Source organism: Streptomyces beihaiensis, assembly GCF_026274175.1.
Lineage (GTDB): Bacteria > Actinomycetota > Actinomycetes > Streptomycetales > Streptomycetaceae > Streptomyces > Streptomyces beihaiensis.
Genome location: NZ_JAPHNL010000222.1, coordinates 102086 through 118820, shown reverse-complemented (window position 1 = coordinate 118820; position 16735 = coordinate 102086). Strand labels below are relative to the sequence as shown.

The following is a 16735-nucleotide window of genomic DNA, read 5'->3' as shown; positions in this document are numbered from 1 at the left end:
GTGCCTTCGCCGCCTTGCTCATCATCCTGTTCCTCATGCCCGGCGCAACGAGCCGACGCCCACCAGGTCACCGCCCCGCATGCGTACGGGCGCACCCTGTCGCATCCTGGCCCCATGGCTGAGAACACCCCTTCGCATCCCATGGTTCCCTGGACCGAGTTCCGGCCCGACCGACGGCGCCTGGCGGCCGGGGCCGCCCTGATCGGCGTCGGTACGCTCGTCTGCGCGGCGGGCATCGGCGTGCTGGTGTACGAGCTGACGCGCGCGGGCCGCACCTGGACCGGCAGCTGGCAGGTGCCGCCCGGCGAACTGGCGCACCGCACCCTCCACCAGGCCCAGACGGCGGCGCAGAGCGCGGCCCACGCCGGCCGCGATGCCTGGCAGAACTACCAGGAGCAGGCCCTCTAGCAACCGCCCGCAGGTGCCGGCCCCGGACGCAGATGCGCCGCCAGGCCGGTCCGGCCCGGTGCCACGTGCGGGCGCAGCACCAGGTCCTCGTCGTAGTCGCCGCCCAGTTCGTGCCGGTAGGGCAGCGGCTCCGCCGTGCCGAGCGTCCGCAGCCGCTGCCTGAGCCGGTCGGCGTACGCGCGCTGCTCCGCCGTGCCTGCCCGGTCGGCGCCGTACGCGACCAACGGCGGCAGTGCGGCCATGCCCGTGTACCAGAACGTGCCGTGCAGGAGCGGGAAGAGCACGTCGTCGACGTGGCCGTGGACTCCTCGTGGGCCGAAGGACGACTGCCTCGCGCCGACCGACGTGACCACCAGCGCGCGCCGACCGGCCAGGCCCCCGGCCCCGTAGCGCAGGGTTCTGCCCCGCTCGTCCTCCACCCCGAACGCGAAGCCCTGTACGAAGACCCGGTCGAACCAGCCCTTGAGGATCGCGGGCGGCCCGAACCACCACATCGGGAAGTGGAAGACCAGCACGTCCGCCCAGGCGGCCTTCTCCTGCTCGGCGAGGATGTCGTCGCTGAGCCTCCCGGACGCGTACGCCCGCTCCTGCTCCGCCCCCACCATCAGGCGATCACCGGACTCGGCCGCGCGCCGGAAGTCGTCGGCGTCCACCACCGGCTTCCAGCCCATGCCGTACAGATCCGAGACCCGGCTCTGGTGGCCGAGCCGGTCCAGCTCGCGCAGCCCCTCGTCCATCAACGAGCCGTTGAGCGAGCGCCGCTCCGGGTGGGCGAAGACCCACAGCACCTTCAGTGACTTCATGCCTTCAGGATTCCGGTGCCGCCGCGCCCCCGACGAGCGGCCAGATCGCCATGATGCGCAAGAATCCGGCCACCCGGTCAGGTCGTCGCGGCTCCGGCCGGCCAGGCCGCCATGGCCGTGTCGACGATGCGCAGCCGGCGGGAGTAGTCCGGCGGTCACGTCGTCGGCGATCTTCCGCTCGATCGCGGCCTTCGCGCCCTCCCGCACGTCCCGCAGCCGCGCCTTCACCTCGGAGGCGGCGGGCGTGCAGTTGGTGGCACCGGTGATGACCAGGCGGCCGGGCGGGTGGGCGGGGGTCCGTGCACTCCTCCGCGGAGAGCCGCGGGAGCTTCTCGACCGCGGCGCGGGCGGTGGGCTCTCGGCGGGAGCCCTGCGCCCGCACGTCAGCCAGGTCCTGCCGCTCGCCGAGGCGGCCAAGGCCCACGAACTGGTCGACTCGGGCCGCACCCAGGGCGAGATCGTCCTGACGCCGTGACGCCGTGACCCAGTGACGCAGTGACGCAGTGACGTCATGACGTCATGACGCCGTGAGCTCATCCGGCCTTGGCGTCCCACCCTGGAATCGTCGGCAGCACCTTGCGGGCGACCGCGAGGAGCACCGCGTCGTCCGGCACGCCGCCGTCCGAGCGCCACAGGGCCAGGTCGAAGGAGCCTCCCTTGTCCTTCGGATCCTGCGCCACCGACAGAACGCGGACCGGGTCGCCGTCGCCGGGGGTGCCGGTCGCCTCGCCACCGTCGAGGCGGAAGCGGACGCGGATGGTGCGGTCGGAGTAGAGGGCTGCTCTGCGGCCCAGGAACGTGCGGTGCGGTTGCGTGTCCCCGAGGAGGGTGGCCGTGTCGCCGACCGGAACGTCGTCGTACGTGCCCTCCAGCGTCACGGTGTACGTCGGGAAGTCGATCTCCGTCGACGGATTCGGGATCTTCCGGCCACCGGCCATCGTGATCGCCCCTCCGCCGGCGCTCGCGGTTTTCGCGACTTCCGTGGGCGTGCCGAGGAGTTCGGCGAGGTCGGGGCGGTTCAGCGCCTTGCACAGCTGCGCGCCGGAGACCCTGCCCGCGGCCTTGTCGCCCTTCTCCGCCTTTCCGCCCGAGCATGTGGCCGGTTTCGGATCCGGCTCGTCCCCCGCGCCGTAGCCGGACGACATCCCGTTGAATGCCATCAGGCCGAGCCCCAGCGCCGCGACCACCGCCACCGCGGAAATCGCCTGCCCCACGGGGCTTCCACCGTGCTTTTCCGGTCTGCCGCCGTTGTCCGTCATGTCGTCGGTCATATCCCCCGTCAGCCCCCATCAGCCCTGACCAGCCCTGACCAGCCGTCACCGGCCCCTATTTCCCCTTGGTCTGTCCAGGAACGTAACCCGTGATCACCCGTCGGACAAACGGAATCCGCGGCCCCGCACCCGCACGCGGAAACGCCCGAGGGCGGCACCCCCTGTCGTACAGACAGGAAGTGCCGCCCTCGGTATCAGACTGGCTGAGTCGGACCGGCCGAACCGGAAGAACCGGCTCAGAAGTCCATGTCACCGCCCGGCATGCCGCCGGGAGCGGCCGGCGCGGCCTTCTCCGGCTTGTCGGCGATGACGGCCTCGGTGGTGAGGAACAGCGCGGCGATCGACGCGGCGTTCTGCAGCGCGGAGCGCGTCACCTTGGCCGGGTCGATGATGCCCTCGGCGATCATGTCGACGTACTCGCCGGTCGCGGCGTTCAGACCGTGCCCCGGGGTCAGGTTGCGCACCTTCTCGACGATGACGCCGCCCTCAAGACCACCGTTGGCGGCGATCTGCTTCAGCGGGGCCTCCAGGGCGAGCTTCACGGCGTTGGCGCCGGTCGCCTCGTCACCCTCGAGCTCCAGCTTCTCGAAGACCGAGGAGGCCTGCAGCAGGGCCACGCCACCACCGGCGACGATGCCCTCCTCGACGGCCGCCTTGGCGTTGCGCACGGCGTCCTCGATGCGGTGCTTGCGCTCCTTGAGCTCGACCTCGGTGGCGGCACCGGCCTTGATGACCGCGACGCCGCCCGCGAGCTTCGCCAGGCGCTCCTGGAGCTTCTCGCGGTCGTAGTCCGAGTCGCTGTTCTCGATCTCGGCGCGGATCTGGTTGACGCGGCCCTGGACCTGGTCGCTCTCACCGGCGCCGTCGACGATGGTCGTCTCGTCCTTGGTGATGACGACCTTGCGGGCGCGGCCGAGCAGGTCGAGACCGGCGTTCTCCAGCTTGAGGCCGACCTCCTCGGAGATGACGGTGCCGCCCGTGAGGATGGCGATGTCACCGAGCATGGCCTTGCGGCGGTCGCCGAAGCCCGGGGCCTTGACGGCGACGGACTTGAAGGTGCCACGGATCTTGTTGACGACCAGGGTCGACAGGGCCTCGCCCTCGACGTCCTCGGCGATGATCAGCAGCGGCTTGCCGGACTGCATGACCTTCTCCAGGAGCGGCAGCAGGTCCTTCACGTTGCCGATCTTGGAGTTGACGATGAGGATGTACGGGTCGTCGAGCGACGCCTCCATACGCTCCATGTCGGTGGCGAAGTACGCCGAGATGTAGCCCTTGTCGAAGCGCATACCCTCGGTGAGCTCCAGCTCCAGACCGAAGGTCTGGGACTCCTCGACGGTGATGACGCCTTCCTTGCCGACCTTGTCCATCGCCTCGGCGATGAGCTCGCCGATCTGGGAGTCGGCGGCGGAGATGGAGGCGGTGGAGGCGATCTGCTCCTTGGTCTCGACCTCCTTGGCCTGGTCGAGCAGCGAGGCGGAGACGGCCTCGACGGCCTTCTCGATGCCGCGCTTCAGAGCCATCGGGTTGGCGCCGGCCGCCACGTTGCGCAGGCCCTCGCGGACCAGGGCCTGGGCCAGCACCGTCGCGGTGGTCGTACCGTCACCGGCGACGTCGTCCGTCTTCTTGGCGACTTCCTTGACCAGCTCGGCGCCGATCTTCTCGTACGAGTCCTCGAGCTCGATCTCCTTGGCGATGGAGACACCATCGTTGGTGATCGTGGGGGCGCCCCACTTCTTCTCGAGGACGACGTTGCGACCCTTGGGGCCCAGGGTCACCTTGACGGCGTCGGCGAGCTGGTTCATGCCGCGCTCGAGGCCGCGCCGTGCCTCCTCGTCGAACGCGATGATCTTGGCCATGTGAAGTGGTCCTCCCGGACGGGGTGGAAAAGCAAACGGACCGTGCTGGTGCCCGCGACGGACGGCCCCCGGACCATGTGGTTCCTTGCCCCACCCGGCCCCTGGACCTCACCGACCCGATCCAAGTTCTGTCACTCTCACTCGGAGAGTGCTAAGCCCAATGATTAGCACTCGACCCCCGCGAGTGCAAGGCCGTAAGCCGCGCGCGTACGCATCCCGGACAGCGCGCGGACCGCGCGGGGGCGGCACAGGGGCGGCACGGGGACAGCACGAAGGGCCCGCCCCCCGGTCTCCCGGTGGCGGGCCCCACGCGTAAGTCTGCAGTCGTGCGGTCGGTCGCGCGCTTCAGCCGGCGGCCACGCGGACCATGTCCGCCTGCGGCCCCTTCTGACCCTGCGAGATCTCGAATTCGACTCGCTGACCCTCTTCCAGGGTGCGGTAACCGTCCATCTGGATCGCACTGTAGTGGACGAATACATCCGCACCACCGTCGACCGCGATGAAGCCGTACCCCTTCTCCGCGTTGAACCACTTGACGGTGCCCTGAGCCATGCCTAACTCCCCTATTACTGGCCCTTGCGCAGGACCGCACTTCGCGGACCCGGGTCAGACCTCACCCCCCATCGGCGGGGGTGTGCGCCGGAACGCGTCGACCGCGGCTGAATGTATCTGCCCAACTGCCGTCTGCAACAGGTCAATCGGACGAGAATTCTGGGCGCGCCCGATCGGGGAAACCTGGGCAACTCGCCGGATGGCAGGGCAAGTCGGGCCGCGTAAATGCCGTAAAAGACTCGAAAGCGCGGAGGACATTGGCTGCTTCTCGTCGGACTCCGGCCGAGAAATCATATGCGCCGGTCATGCACCGCCTACGAAAGTGAAGCGGGTTCCCCAACTGTACCCTGCTCAATCATGCTGAATTGCCCCCTCCGCTTCTCGCGGAGGGGGCAATTCACGGAAGGCGGCACTCGGATCAGCCGCCGGCCACCGCCGGGATGATCGAGACGCCCGCGCCGTCCGGCGTGGCCGTCTCAAGGCCCTGCTCGAAGCGCACGTCGTCGTCGTTGACGTAGACGTTCACGAAGCGGCGCAGCCTGCCCTGGTCGTCGAGGACGCGGGCGGCGATGCCGGTGTGGTTCTTCTCCAGGTCGGCGATGACCTCGGCGAGGGTGGCCCCCTCGGCGGGCACCTCGGCCTCGCCACCGGTGTAGGTGCGCAGGATGGTGGGGATACGGACGGAAACGCTCATGCTTCACCTCGCGGGTCGGGGGTGCGCCCCCACAGGGGCGCGGGACTGTTCTTCTGTGCGACTCCCGTCGCGCGGGCGCGACGGGAGTCGCGACAGGCCCGCGGACGACAACGAGACCTCAGGCCCTACGGCGCTCAGCCGGCGAGCCCCGCGGAGCGGAACGCGTCCAGGCTCGGCCGGATCGTCGCCGTCGCCTGCGACGACTCCGCGACGGCGTCCAGCGTCTTCAGGCCGTCCCCCGTGTTGAGCACGACCGTGGTCAGGGACGGGTCGATCAGGCCCGCCTCGATCAGCTTCCTGGTGACGCCGAGCGTCACGCCGCCCGCCGTCTCGGCGAAGATCCCCTCGGTCCGCGCGAGCAGCTTGATCGCGTCGACGACCTGCTCGTCCGTCACGTCCTCCACCGCGCCGCCGGTACGGCGCGCGATGTCGAGGACGTACGGGCCGTCGGCCGGGTTGCCGATGGCGAGGGACTTGGCGATGGTGTTCGGCTTCTGCGGGCGCACCACGTCGTGGCCGCCCTTGTACGCGACCGAGACCGGCGAGCAGCCCTCGGCCTGGGCGCCGAAGAGCTTGTACGGCTTGTCCTCGACCAGGCCGAGCGCGATCAGCTCCTTGAGCCCCTTGTCGATCTTCGTGAACTGCGAGCCGGACGCGATCGGGATGACCAGCTGGTCGGGCAGCCGCCAGCCCAGCTGCTCGCAGATCTCGTACGCGAGCGTCTTGGAACCCTCGCCGTAGTACGGGCGCAGGTTCACGTTGACGAAGCCCCAGCCCTCGCCCAGCGGGTCGCCGATGAGCTCGGAGCAGAAGCGGTTGACGTCGTCGTAGTTGCCCTCGATGGCGACGAGGTCACCGCCGTAGACACCGGCCATGACGACCTTGCCCTGCTCCAGGTCGTGCGGGATGAACACGCACGAGCGGAAACCGGCACGGGCGGCCGCGGCGCCCACCGCGCCCGCCAGGTTGCCGGTCGAGGAGCAGGACAGGGTGGTGAAGCCGAAGGCGCGCGCGGCCTCGATGGCCTGGGCGACGACGCGGTCCTTGAAGGAGTGGGTCGGGTTGCCGGAGTCGTCCTTGACGAACAGCTTTCCTTCGGCGACACCGAGTGCGCGGGCCAGGTTGTCGGCCTTGACCAGCGGCGTCCAGCCGGGGTTCAGGTTCGGCTTCTCGGCGACGTCGGCCGGGACGGGCAGCAGCGGGGCGTACCGCCAGATGGTGGCGGGACCGGCCTCGATCCGCTTGCGCAGCTCCTCCGGGTCGCCGGACGGCAGGTCGTAGGCGACCTCCAGAGGCCCGAAACACTCGACGCAGGCGAAGATCGGGCCGAGCGGGAACTGTGCGCCGCACTCACGACAGGAGAGGCCCGAGGCGGGACCGAGGTCGACGGCGGCGGAGGTGCCGTTGGCGGTACCGGCGGCGGCTTCGGTGGATACAGTCTGTACAGCCATGAGAGGCGAGGCCCTTTCTCCTCATCTTCCTCACGACGCATCTCGCCGTGAGACGGATTTGGCACCTTCCCTAGCCGGGAGCCTCGCGGTGGACGGTGCGGTGTCCTACGAGACCGGCTGGAGGGTTGCCGGGGCTTCAACGGGCCGTATCCCTCTGCCCCTCTGGATGAGCGGTATTCGGTTGTGTGTCACGCGCCGTGTGTCATGCGGTCAGGCGCGGCGGCGACCCCGACATGCGATGGTCACCGGCGTTGCTCAAGACTGTAACCGAAGGGCCGGACCCTTGAGATAGTCGTCCGAACCGCGAGATGGATCACAGACCCGGAGGGTGCGCAGACCGTGCTGGAAGAAGTCGAGCGCTGGCTGAGCAGGCGCTCCTGGTCCGTGGCCGACCGACCGCTGTCGCGGCTGGTCGCCGCCAAGCACGCGTCCGGCCAGAAGGTGAGCGTGGTGCTGCCCGCGCTCAACGAGGAGGAGACGGTCGGCGCGATCGTCTCGGTGATCCGGCGCGAACTGATGACTCCCGCCGTGCCGCTCGTCGACGAGCTGGTGGTGATCGACTCGGGCTCGGCCGACCGCACCTCCGAGGTGGCCGCGGCCGCCGGGGCGCGCGTGGTGCACCGGGACTCGATCCTGCCGCGCATCCCCGCGCGGCCCGGCAAGGGCGAGGTGCTGTGGCGCTCGCTGCTCGCCACCGGCGGAGACATCGTGTGTTTCGTGGACGCGGATCTCAGGGAGTTCTCGGCGGACTTCGTCTCGGGGATCGTCGGGCCGCTGCTCACCGACCCGGACGTGGCGTTCGTGAAGGCGATGTACGACCGTCCGCTGGGCGAGACGGCGGGGCAGGGCGGCCGGGTGACGGAGCTGATGGCGCGGCCCGTCCTCAATCTGCACTGGCCGCTGCTGGCCGGGTTCGTACAGCCGCTGGGCGGCGAGTACGCGGCCCGCAGGTCACTGCTCGAACGGCTGCCGTTCCCGGTCGGCTACGGCGTGGAGCTCGGGCTGCTCGTGGACGCGCTGCACACGGTGGGCCTGGACGCGCTGGCCCAGGTCGACGTGGGAGTGCGCAAGCACCGGCACCAGGACGGGCAGGCGCTGGGCCGGATGGCGGCGGCGATCTACCGCACGGCCCAGCTGCGGCTCGCGCGCGGGCATCTGGTGCGGCCGCACCTGACGCAGTTCGAGCGCGGCGCGGACGGCTTCGAGCCGCGCACGTACGCGGTGGACACGGAGGAGCGCCCGCCGATGACCGAGATCAGTGAGTACGCGGAGCGTCGCGTGGCGTGAGGCCGTACACGGCCGCGGGGCATGAAGCCGCACCCGGCCGCCGCACACGGCGACCGGGTCCCGCCACGGGGCGCGCCCGCACGTTTGAGCGCTCGCGGGCCGGGCTACGTTCGCCCTATGGCTTCCACGCATGGCACGCACGGTGCTGCTGAGGTTCTCGTCGCGTCCAACCGCGGCCCGGTCTCGTACGTCGCCGCACAGGACGGCGGCCTCGACGCGCGGCGCGGCGGGGGCGGGCTCGTCTCCGCGCTCAGCGTCGTCGAGGACAAGCTGTGGGTGTGCGCGGCGCTGGGCGACGGCGACCGGGAGGCGGTACGGCGCGGGATCACCGAGCCGGGGGTGAGGATGCTGGACATCGACGCCGACGTGCACGCGGACGCGTACAACGGCATCGCCAACTCCGTGCTCTGGTTCGTCCACCACATGCTGTACCAGACGCCGTTCGAGCCGTCCTTCGGCCCGGAGTTCCGGCGGCGCTGGGCGGCGTACGAGACGTACAACAGGGCCTTCGCGCGGGCGCTCGCCGAGGAGGCGGCCGACGGCGCCACGGTCGTCGTGCAGGACTATCACCTGGCGCTGGTGCCGGGCATGCTGCGCGAACTCCGCGCTGACCTGAGGATCGGCCACTTCACGCACACCCCGTGGGCGCCGGTCGACTACTTCCGGATGCTGCCGGACGACATCGCCGAGCAGTTGCTGCGCGGCATGCTCGGCGCGGACCGGCTCGCCTTCCTGACGCGCCGCTGGGCCGACGCGTTCACGGAGTGCTGCACGCGGATCATCGGCGGCACCTCCGGCACCCGGATCGGCGTGCACGGGCTCGGCGCCGACGCGGACTTCCTGCGCGAGCGCGCGCACCGCCCGGACGTGGAGGAGCGGCTCGGGGCGCTGCGCGACCAGGTGGGCGAGGGCCGCAAGGTCGTGGTCCGGGTGGACCGCACCGAACTGTCGAAGAACATCGTGCGCGGACTGCGGGCGTACGAGCTGCTGCTCGAGACCCGGCCCCGGTGGCGCGAGAAGGTCGTGCACGTGGCCTTCGCCTACCCGTCGCGGCAGGACCTCGCCGTCTACCGCGACTACACGGCGGAGGTGGCCCGAGTCGCCGAGTCCATCAACTCCCGTTTCGGCACGCCAGGTTGGACGCCGGTCGTGCTGCACGTCAAGGACGACTTCGCGCGCTCGCTGGCCGCCTACCGGCTCGCGGACGTGGCCCTGGTCAACCCGATCCGCGACGGGATGAACCTCGTGGCCAAGGAGGTCCCGGTGGTCTCGGACCGCGGGTGCGCGCTCGTCCTGTCCCGGGAGGCCGGGGCGTACGAGGAGCTGGCGGACGACGCGCTGGTCGTCAACCCGTACGACGCGACCGGGACGTGCGAGGCGCTGGGCGCCGCGCTGGACATGGCGGAGGACGAGCGGGCGGAGCGTACGAAGCGGCTGGCCGCCGCCGGGACCGCGCTGCCGCCGGGGCGGTGGTTCCTGGAGCAGTTGGAGGCACTGCGCGGCTGAGACCGGGGCCCGTGGCGCTTCGGGCCGCCTTACAGCATTTTGGCCAGATCCCTCAGCAGCGCCACCACGCCCTCCGGCCCCGGCACCACCAGGTCGGCCCGGCCCGCCAGTTCCTCGACCTCCGCGCTGCCGCTGCACACCAGCAGGCCCGGCGTGCCGGCCGCGCGGAGCTTCTCCACCGCCGCGTACGCCGCGAGGTCGCCGAGGTCGTCGCCCGCGTACAGGACGGACTCCGCGCCCACCTCCCGTACGTAGGCGGTGAGCGCCACGCCCTTGTCGACGCCCGGCGGGCGCAGCTCAAGGACCATCCGGCCCGGTTCGACGACCAGGCCGTGGCGCCCGGCGAGCGCGGTGAGCGGCCCGCGCAGCACCTCGAACGCGGTCTGCGGGTCGGGCGCGCGCCGGGTGTGCACGGCGACCGCTCGCCCCTTCTCCTCGATGTACGTGTCGTGGCTGAGGCCCGACTCGGCGAGCACGCGCGGCAGTTCGGCGCGGGCGGCCGCGACGCCGGGGTCGGGGTCGGGCGCCTTGACGGTGCCGGTGGCGGCGTCCCAGCGCTCGGCCCCGTAGTGCCCGAGGACGACGAGGCGGTCGAGGCCCGGCGCCCCGGCGAACCCGCCGTACCGCACCGCGACCGCGGCGGGCCGCCCGGTGATCACGGCGACGGAGGCGACTTTCGGCGCGAGCGCGGCGAGTGCCGGTACGGCTCCCGGGTGCGCGCGGGCCTGCTCGGGGTCGTCGACGATGGGCGCGAGGGTGCCGTCGAAGTCGAGGGCGATGACGCTGCGGGAGGGCCGGGCGACGACAGCCGCCAGCCCTTCTCGCCCGGAACCGGTCCGTGGGACGTCCATACGGACGACCTTAACGAACATCAACGCTCGCGGCGCCGCTCCTCCCGCACCCGGCGCAGCCGGTTGACGGTGACGGGCGCGGCCGCAAGGGCCCGCGCGTCGTCGATCAGCGCGTTCAACACCTGGTAGTAGCGAACGGGCGCGAGGTCCAGCTCCTCCCGGATCGCCCGCTCCTTCACGCCGGGCGAGGCCCAGTTGCGCCCCTCGAACGCGAGCACCGAAAGCTCCCGCTCCCTCAGTTCCGGTCCCGGTTTCGGCTCCCGCTCCCGCCGCTCGTCCATGCCGACCAGGCTACTCGCGCTACTCCGCCGACTCCGCCGCGGACGCCGCGACCTGCAGCCGCCCGAGGACGGCGGCCGGGTTGCCCCTGGAGGACACCGCCGAGCCGATCTGCTGCTTGACGTCGGCGCTGACCGACGCCCAGGACGTCTTGCCGCCGGGGTAGAGCTCCGCGTCGGGCAGGGTCTTGAGGAACGGCCAGAGTTTGGCGTCGCTCCTGGTGGCCGCCATCGTCGCGGACGCGCTGGTGGTGACGGGGAGCAGGTTGTACTCGCGGGAGAAGTCGAGGACGTTCTTCTCGTCGTACACGTAGTTGAGGAAGTCGCCGATCTGCTTGCGGTGGCCGTTCTGCTTGAACGCCATCATCCAGTCCGCGACGCCCATCGTGGACTTGGCGGGCCCGTCGGGTCCTGGCAGCTCCACGGTGCCGTAGTCGACGCCCTTCTTCGCGGCCGTCTTCATGAGGGTGGGGTGGCCGTTGAGCATGCCCACCTCGCCCTTGGCGAACGCGGCGAACGCGGCGGCGCGGTTGAGCTTGCCGGGCGCGGTGGGACCGGTGAGGCCCTTGCCGACGAGGTCGTCCTTGAGGAAGTCGAACGTCTTGATGTTCTGCTTGGAGTCGATGGCGTACGAGCCGACGTCGTCGGTGTAGGAGCCGCCGCCGCTGAGCATCCAGATCATGGTCTCGGCCTGCGCCTCCTCCGGGCCGAGCGGCAGCGCGTAGGGGATCTCGACACCGTCCCGCTTGAGGGCCCTGGCGTCGGCGGCCAGCTGGCTCCAGTTCGTCGGCGGTTCGATGCCGGCGGCCTTGAAGAGCTTCTTGTTGTAGAAGAGCAGGCGCGTGGAGGCGGCGAACGGCATGCCGTACTGGGTCTGGCCGACCTCGCCCGCGTCGGAGAGCTGGGAGAGGAAGTCGGCCTGGGTGGGCACGTTGAGGAGGTCGGAGACCGGGTAGAGCTTGCCCGCGGCGGCGTAGTCGGCGTACGCGCCGATCTGTGCCATGTCGGGGGCGTGCCCGGAGTCGACCATCTTCTTGACCTTGGCGTCGACGCTGGTCCAGGGGTAGACGGTGACGTCGATCTTGATGCCGGGGTGGTCCTTCTCGTACGCGGCGGTCAGTCCGTCCCAGTACTTCTGGGAGGTGTTGGCCGCGGAGTCGCCGTAGTCGGCCGCGACGAGCTTGAGCGTGACATCGTTGCCTTCGCCGCCTCCGCAGGCGGTGAGCGTCGCCGCCATGCCCAGTGCGGCCGCCGCCGCGATCAGTCCGGTGATGTGCCGCTGCACCGCTGTTCCCACCCTTGACGTCATTGCCGTGCTGTTCTTCGTTCGCCGTGTCGTGCTCAGTGACCCGTCAGTATCTCAGGGTCGAACGCGCGGTCTACACCACCCCCGTTCGACGCGGACGACGGAGCCGGTGACAAAAGGGGCCGGATCAGGCCGGTTCACGGCAGTGCCGCGAGTGGACTAGACCTTTCGCGGGTTCACGCGCGACACTGTCCCGCGTGAGACATGTCATCGCCCTGGACGTGGGCGGCACCGGGATGAAGGCCGCCCTGGTCGGGGCGGACGGCACGCTGCTGCATCGGGCGCGCCGGGCGACGGAGCGCGAGCGCGGCGCCGAAGCGGTCGTCGAGGCCGTCCTCGGCTTCGCCGCCGAACTGCGCGCGTACGGGCGGGAGCACCTCGGCGAGAGCGCGGCGGCCGCCGGGGTCGCCGTGCCCGGCGTGGTCGACGAGCGCGAGGGCGTCGCACTGTTCGCCGCCAACCTCGGCTGGCGCGACGTGCCGATGCGGACGCTGCTGAGCGAGCGGCTCGGCGGCATCCCCGTCGCCCTCGGCCACGACGTGCGCACCGGCGGGCTCGGCGAGGGGCGGCTCGGCGCCGGCAAGGACGCCGACCGGTTCCTGTTCCTGCCGCTCGGCACCGGCATCGCGGGCGCCATCGGCATCGACGGGCGCATCGAGCCGGGCGCGCACGGCTCGGCGGGCGAGATCGGTCACGTGGTCGTCAGACCGGGCGGCGTGCCGTGCGGCTGCGGGCAGCGCGGCTGTCTGGAGCGGTACGCGTCCGCCTCCGCCGTCACCCTCGCCTGGCAGGCGGCGAGCGGCGACGAGAAGGCCACGGCGGCGGACTGCGCGCGCGCCGTCGACCTGGGCGACCCGGCGGCCGCCCAGGTGTGGCAGGAGGCCGTGGACGCGCTCGCCGACGGGCTCGTCATGGCGCTCACTCTGCTGGACCCGCGCACCCTGATCATCGGTGGCGGGCTCGCCGAGGCCGGGGAAACCTTGTTCACACCGCTGCGGGCGGCGGTCGCCGAACGCGTCACGTTCCAGTCGCTCCCGTCCATCGTCCCCGCCGCCCTCGGGGACAGCGCCGGATGCCTGGGCGCGGGCCTGCTCGCCTGGGACCTTCTCGCCACGTCCGGTCCCACTCGGACCGACCCCACAGAAACCGCGGAGGTAACCGCCTGATGGCCACAGCAAAGGTGCTCGCCGGTGCCCGGGTGGTACTGCCCACCGGGACCCTCACCGACGGCCGCGTCATCGTCGACGGCACCCGGATCGGCGGCATCGCGCCCGCCGACGCCGAGATCGTCGACGTCTCGGGACACTGGGTGGTCCCCGGCTTCGTCGACATGCACAACCACGGCGGCGGCGGCGCGTCCTTCACCTCCGGCACGGTCGACGAGGTCCTCACGGGCGTGCACACGCACCGCCTGCACGGCACGACGACCGTGGCGGCGTCGCTGGTCACCTCCGACATGGACTTCCTGGTGCGCCGGGCGGGCGTGCTCTCCGAGCTGACCGAGCAGGGCGAGATCGCCGGTATCCACTACGAGGGTCCGTTCATCTCACCGTGCCGCAAGGGCGCCCACGAGGAGGCGCTCCTTCGCGACCCCGACCCGGCGGACGTCCGCAAGCTGATCGACGCGGCCCGCGGCGCCGCCCGCATGGTGACGCTCGCCACCGAACTGCCCGGCGGCCTGGACTCCGTACGGCTGCTCGCCGAGCACGGCGTGATCGCCGCGATCGGCCACACCGACGCCACGTACGAGCAGACGGTGGCGGCCATCGACGCGGGCGCCACGGTCGCCACGCACCTCTACAACGCGATGCCGGGCCTCGGCCACCGCGCGCCCGGCCCGATCGCCGCGCTCCTGGAGGACGAGCGGATCACGGTCGAGCTGATCAACGACGGGACGCACCTGCACCCGGCCGCCCTTGAGCTGGCGTTCCATCACAAGCGCGCGGGCAAGGTCGCGTTCATCACCGACGCGATGGACGCCGCCGGGTTCGGTGACGGCCGCTATCTGCTCGGCCAGCTGGAGGTCGAGGTGAAGGACGGTGTGGCGCGGCTCGTGGAGGGCGGCTCCATCGCCGGGTCGACGCTGACGCTGGACCGGGCGTTCAAGCGCGCCGCCACCATCGACCGGCTGCCCGTCGAGGACGTCGTCCGCGCCATCTCGGCCAACCCGGCGCGGCTGCTCGGCCTCTACGACAAGGTGGGCTCCCTGGAACCCGGCAAGGACGCCGACCTGGTGGTCCTCGACGAGGAGTTCGAGCTCAAGGGCGTCATGCGCAAGGGCGAATGGCTCGTGGAGCCGAAAGCGGGGCGCAAGGCGGAACAGAGGGCGGAACGGAAGACGGCGCCGAAGGCCGACCGGCTGTCCTGAAATCGGTGGTGCGTGCACCGCAGGCCGTACAGGCGGCTCGCCCCGGGACTGGGCGGGCCGCCTCGTCTTTGGCATGATCAGCGCCGCCCGTCCGACGAGCCCGCAGGGGGTGAGGTCCCGTGATCCTCACGGTCACGCTGAACACGGCACTCGACATCACGTACCGCGTGCCGAGGCTGCGCCCGCACGCCTCGCACCGCGTCACCGAGGTCACCGAACGCCCCGGCGGCAAGGGGCTCAACGTGGCGCGGGTGCTCGCCGCGCTCGGCCACGAGGCGACCGTGACGGGCTTCGTGGGCGGCGGGACGGGCCGGGCGCTGCGGGATCGCCTTGCGGCCGTGGACGGCGTCTCGGACGCGCTCGTGCCGGTCTCCGGGCCGACGCGGCGCACCGTCGCCGTCGTCGACGAGTCGACCGGTGACACGACACAGCTCAACGAGCCGGGCCCGCACGTCTCCCCGGCCGAGTGGGCGGCCTTCCAGGAGGCGTACGCCGGGCTGCTCGGCTCGGCGTCCGCGGTGGCGCTGTGCGGGAGCCTGCCGCCGGGCGTGCCGGTGGGGGCGTACGCGACGCTGGTGCGGGCGGCCCGCGCCGCCTCGGTCCCCGTCCTCCTCGACACGAGCGGTGAGCCGCTGCGCCGGGGCGTCGCCGCCCGCCCCGACCTGGTCAAGCCGAACGCCGGGGAGCTGGCCGAACTCACCGGCTCCCACGAGCCGTTGCAGGCGGTGCGGGACACCCGCAGGCGCGGCGCGCACGCCGTCGTGGCCTCGCTGGGCGCGCGGGGCCTGTACGCGCTCACCCCGGACGGCGAGTGGCGCGCCCCGGCCCCGGACCGGCTGGCGGGCAATCCGACAGGCGCGGGCGACTCGGCGGTGGCCGGGCTGTTGTCCGGGCTGCTCGACGGGGAGGACTGGCCGCGGCGCCTGGCCCGTGCGGTCGCGCTGTCGGCGGCGACCGTGGTGGCGCCCGCGGCGGGCGAGTTCGACGCGGGAACGTACGAGAAGCTGCTGGCTCGGGTCTCGGTGGACCGGGTCACTTCCTGACCCGGCCGGGTGCTACTTCCTGACCCAGCCGTCCTTCAGCCAGAGCTGGTCGAGGTTGGCGTTGCACTGGTCACCCTGCTCGCACGAGATCTTGATGGTGTTCGTGCCCTTGTTGAGCTGGATGAAGTTGAACGTCTGCGTCCAGCCCTTCTCCCAGTCGCCCTGCTGGGCGCCCGCCCAGTTCTTCAGCTTCACGGGCGTGCTGGAGGCGATGTCGTTGACGGTCAGCGTGACGCTCTGGTCCTCGCCCGGCACGCCGTACCCGACGAACAGCGTGTACTTGCCGGACTTCGGGATGTCGTTGATCGTCCAGGTGACCGCCGCGCCGACCTGGTTGAAGCCGCCCACGTAGACGCCGCCCGCGGCCTGCGCGCCCTGCACGTCGGACGCGGTGGTCGCGCCGCCGTCGAGCTTGAGGGACTTCGCGTCCGTCTTGGGCAGGTCGACCGGCGCCTGCGCCGTCTGCGACGACGTCTGGCTGGGCGGTGCGCTCTGCGTGGCGCCGGAGGGCTTGTCACTCGCGTCGGCGCCCTTGTCGTCGCCGTTGCCGAGCATGGCCACGCCGATGCCGATGACGACGGCCGCGACCACGGCGACCGCGCCGATCAGCAGTGCCTTGGTGTTGGGGCCGCGTCCGCCGCCACGCTGAGGCGGGACCGGGCCGCCCTGCTGCGGGCCGTAGGAGCCGGGCGGGCCCTGCGGTGCGCCGCCGGGCAGCGTCTCCGGGGCGGAGTAGTAGGCGTCGGGGCCACCGGCCTGCTGCGGGCCGGCCTGCTGCGGGTAGCCCGGCTGGGGGTAGCCCGCCTGCGGATATGCCTGCTGCGGATGGGCCTGCTGCTGGCCGGGCACCTGCTGCCCGTACTGGCGCTCACCGACCGTGCGGACCTGGTTGGCCCTGACCGGGTTGTGGGAGGAGCGGGTCTGGGGGTAGCCGTAGCCACCGCCCCCGCTGGGCGGTGTCGCCCCGGCCGCCTGCCCGTCGGCGTACAGATAGCCGAACGGATCGTCGTCCTCGGGCGTGGTGCTCGCGCCGTTGTTGCCGGGCGCCATCCCTGATC

The 16735-nt window shown here is 71.6% G+C and carries 17 protein-coding genes and 1 riboswitch; of the genes, 7 read left to right on the top strand and 10 right to left on the bottom strand.

Features of this window, described 5'->3' with window-relative positions; translation table 11 throughout:
• The first annotated feature begins 114 nt into the window (after window positions 1-114).
• Complete coding sequence (locus OFY01_RS17995) at window positions 115-408, top strand: hypothetical protein (protein WP_266601121.1); 294 nt, start codon at window positions 115-117, stop codon at window positions 406-408.
• Here the strand turns inward: OFY01_RS17995 and OFY01_RS17990 are convergent.
• Window positions 405-1202, bottom strand: a complete 798-nt coding sequence (locus OFY01_RS17990; protein ID WP_266601132.1) for an NAD(P)H-dependent oxidoreductase — start codon at window positions 1200-1202, stop codon at window positions 405-407. The two genes, OFY01_RS17995 and OFY01_RS17990, sit on opposite strands and share 4 nt — an antisense overlap.
• Window positions 1203-1455: 253 nt before the next feature.
• Here OFY01_RS17990 and OFY01_RS32430 point away from each other — a divergent pair, with 253 nt between their 5' ends.
• Window positions 1456-1686, top strand: a complete 231-nt coding sequence (locus OFY01_RS32430) for a zinc-binding dehydrogenase (protein WP_323135526.1) — start codon at window positions 1456-1458, stop codon at window positions 1684-1686.
• Between the two features lie 58 nt (window positions 1687-1744).
• Here the strand turns inward: OFY01_RS32430 and OFY01_RS17980 are convergent, their stop codons facing one another.
• The 5 genes from OFY01_RS17980 to thrC form a co-directional block, all read right to left on the bottom strand.
• Window positions 1745-2425, bottom strand: coding sequence for a DUF6215 domain-containing protein (locus OFY01_RS17980; protein ID WP_266601119.1), 681 nt, complete (start codon window positions 2423-2425; stop codon window positions 1745-1747).
• A gap of 293 nt (window positions 2426-2718) precedes the next feature.
• On the bottom strand, window positions 2719-4341 hold the full coding sequence (gene groL, locus OFY01_RS17975; protein WP_266601117.1) for a chaperonin GroEL: 1623 nt from the start codon (window positions 4339-4341) through the stop codon (window positions 2719-2721).
• Between the two features lie 345 nt (window positions 4342-4686).
• Complete coding sequence (locus OFY01_RS17970) at window positions 4687-4893, bottom strand: cold-shock protein (RefSeq protein ID WP_030576453.1); 207 nt, start codon at window positions 4891-4893, stop codon at window positions 4687-4689.
• 418 nt (window positions 4894-5311) lie between these two features.
• Entirely contained in the window at window positions 5312-5587 is a 276-nt protein-coding gene (locus OFY01_RS17965; RefSeq protein WP_266601114.1) for a MoaD/ThiS family protein, read from the bottom strand.
• 134 nt (window positions 5588-5721) lie between these two features.
• Window positions 5722-7038: a threonine synthase gene (thrC, locus tag OFY01_RS17960; RefSeq protein WP_266601112.1), complete on the bottom strand. Its 1317-nt coding sequence runs from the start codon at window positions 7036-7038 to the stop codon at window positions 5722-5724.
• An 18-nt stretch (window positions 7039-7056) separates the two neighbouring features.
• Window positions 7057-7211, bottom strand: a riboswitch (SAM riboswitch).
• A gap of 166 nt (window positions 7212-7377) precedes the next feature.
• Here thrC and OFY01_RS17955 point away from each other — a divergent pair.
• Both OFY01_RS17955 and OFY01_RS17950 read left to right on the top strand, forming a co-directional pair.
• On the top strand, window positions 7378-8325 hold the full coding sequence (locus OFY01_RS17955; RefSeq protein WP_266601110.1) for a glucosyl-3-phosphoglycerate synthase: 948 nt from the start codon (window positions 7378-7380) through the stop codon (window positions 8323-8325).
• 117 nt (window positions 8326-8442) lie between these two features.
• On the top strand, window positions 8443-9831 hold the full coding sequence (locus OFY01_RS17950; protein WP_266601108.1) for an alpha,alpha-trehalose-phosphate synthase (UDP-forming): 1389 nt from the start codon (window positions 8443-8445) through the stop codon (window positions 9829-9831).
• A gap of 29 nt (window positions 9832-9860) precedes the next feature.
• Here OFY01_RS17950 and otsB read toward each other — a convergent pair whose 3' ends face one another.
• Genes otsB through OFY01_RS17935 form a run of 3 tightly spaced genes read right to left on the bottom strand, consistent with a single transcriptional unit; the run spans window position 9861 to window position 12245 of the window.
• Window positions 9861-10682: a trehalose-phosphatase gene (otsB, locus tag OFY01_RS17945; RefSeq protein WP_266601106.1), complete on the bottom strand. Its 822-nt coding sequence runs from the start codon at window positions 10680-10682 to the stop codon at window positions 9861-9863.
• Between the two features lie 20 nt (window positions 10683-10702).
• Window positions 10703-10963: a DUF3263 domain-containing protein gene (locus OFY01_RS17940; protein WP_266601104.1), complete on the bottom strand. Its 261-nt coding sequence runs from the start codon at window positions 10961-10963 to the stop codon at window positions 10703-10705.
• 19 nt (window positions 10964-10982) lie between these two features.
• Window positions 10983-12245 (bottom strand): ABC transporter substrate-binding protein, encoded by a 1263-nt coding sequence (locus OFY01_RS17935; protein WP_456115287.1) that lies wholly within the window; start codon window positions 12243-12245, stop codon window positions 10983-10985.
• A 218-nt stretch (window positions 12246-12463) separates the two neighbouring features.
• On the opposite strand from OFY01_RS17935, the gene OFY01_RS17930 reads away from it, so the two are divergent.
• The 3 genes from OFY01_RS17930 to OFY01_RS17920 all read left to right on the top strand — a co-directional run bounded on the left by OFY01_RS17930 (window position 12464) and on the right by OFY01_RS17920 (window position 15677).
• Window positions 12464-13432, top strand: a complete 969-nt coding sequence (locus OFY01_RS17930) for an ROK family protein (RefSeq protein WP_266601100.1) — start codon at window positions 12464-12466, stop codon at window positions 13430-13432.
• The gene (gene nagA / locus OFY01_RS17925) at window positions 13432-14634 is read left to right on the top strand and encodes an N-acetylglucosamine-6-phosphate deacetylase (protein WP_266601098.1); all 1203 of its coding nucleotides are present in this window, start codon (window positions 13432-13434) and stop codon (window positions 14632-14634) included. The genes OFY01_RS17930 and nagA overlap by 1 nt, the downstream gene beginning before the upstream one ends.
• A 119-nt stretch (window positions 14635-14753) precedes the next feature.
• Entirely contained in the window at window positions 14754-15677 is a 924-nt protein-coding gene (locus OFY01_RS17920) for a 1-phosphofructokinase family hexose kinase (RefSeq protein ID WP_266601096.1), read from the top strand.
• Window positions 15678-15689: 12 nt separating this feature from the next.
• On the opposite strand, the gene OFY01_RS17915 is transcribed toward OFY01_RS17920, so the two are convergent.
• Window positions 15690-16727 (bottom strand): carbohydrate-binding protein, encoded by a 1038-nt coding sequence (locus OFY01_RS17915; RefSeq protein WP_266601094.1) that lies wholly within the window; start codon window positions 16725-16727, stop codon window positions 15690-15692.
• Window positions 16728-16735 lie beyond the last annotated feature (8 nt).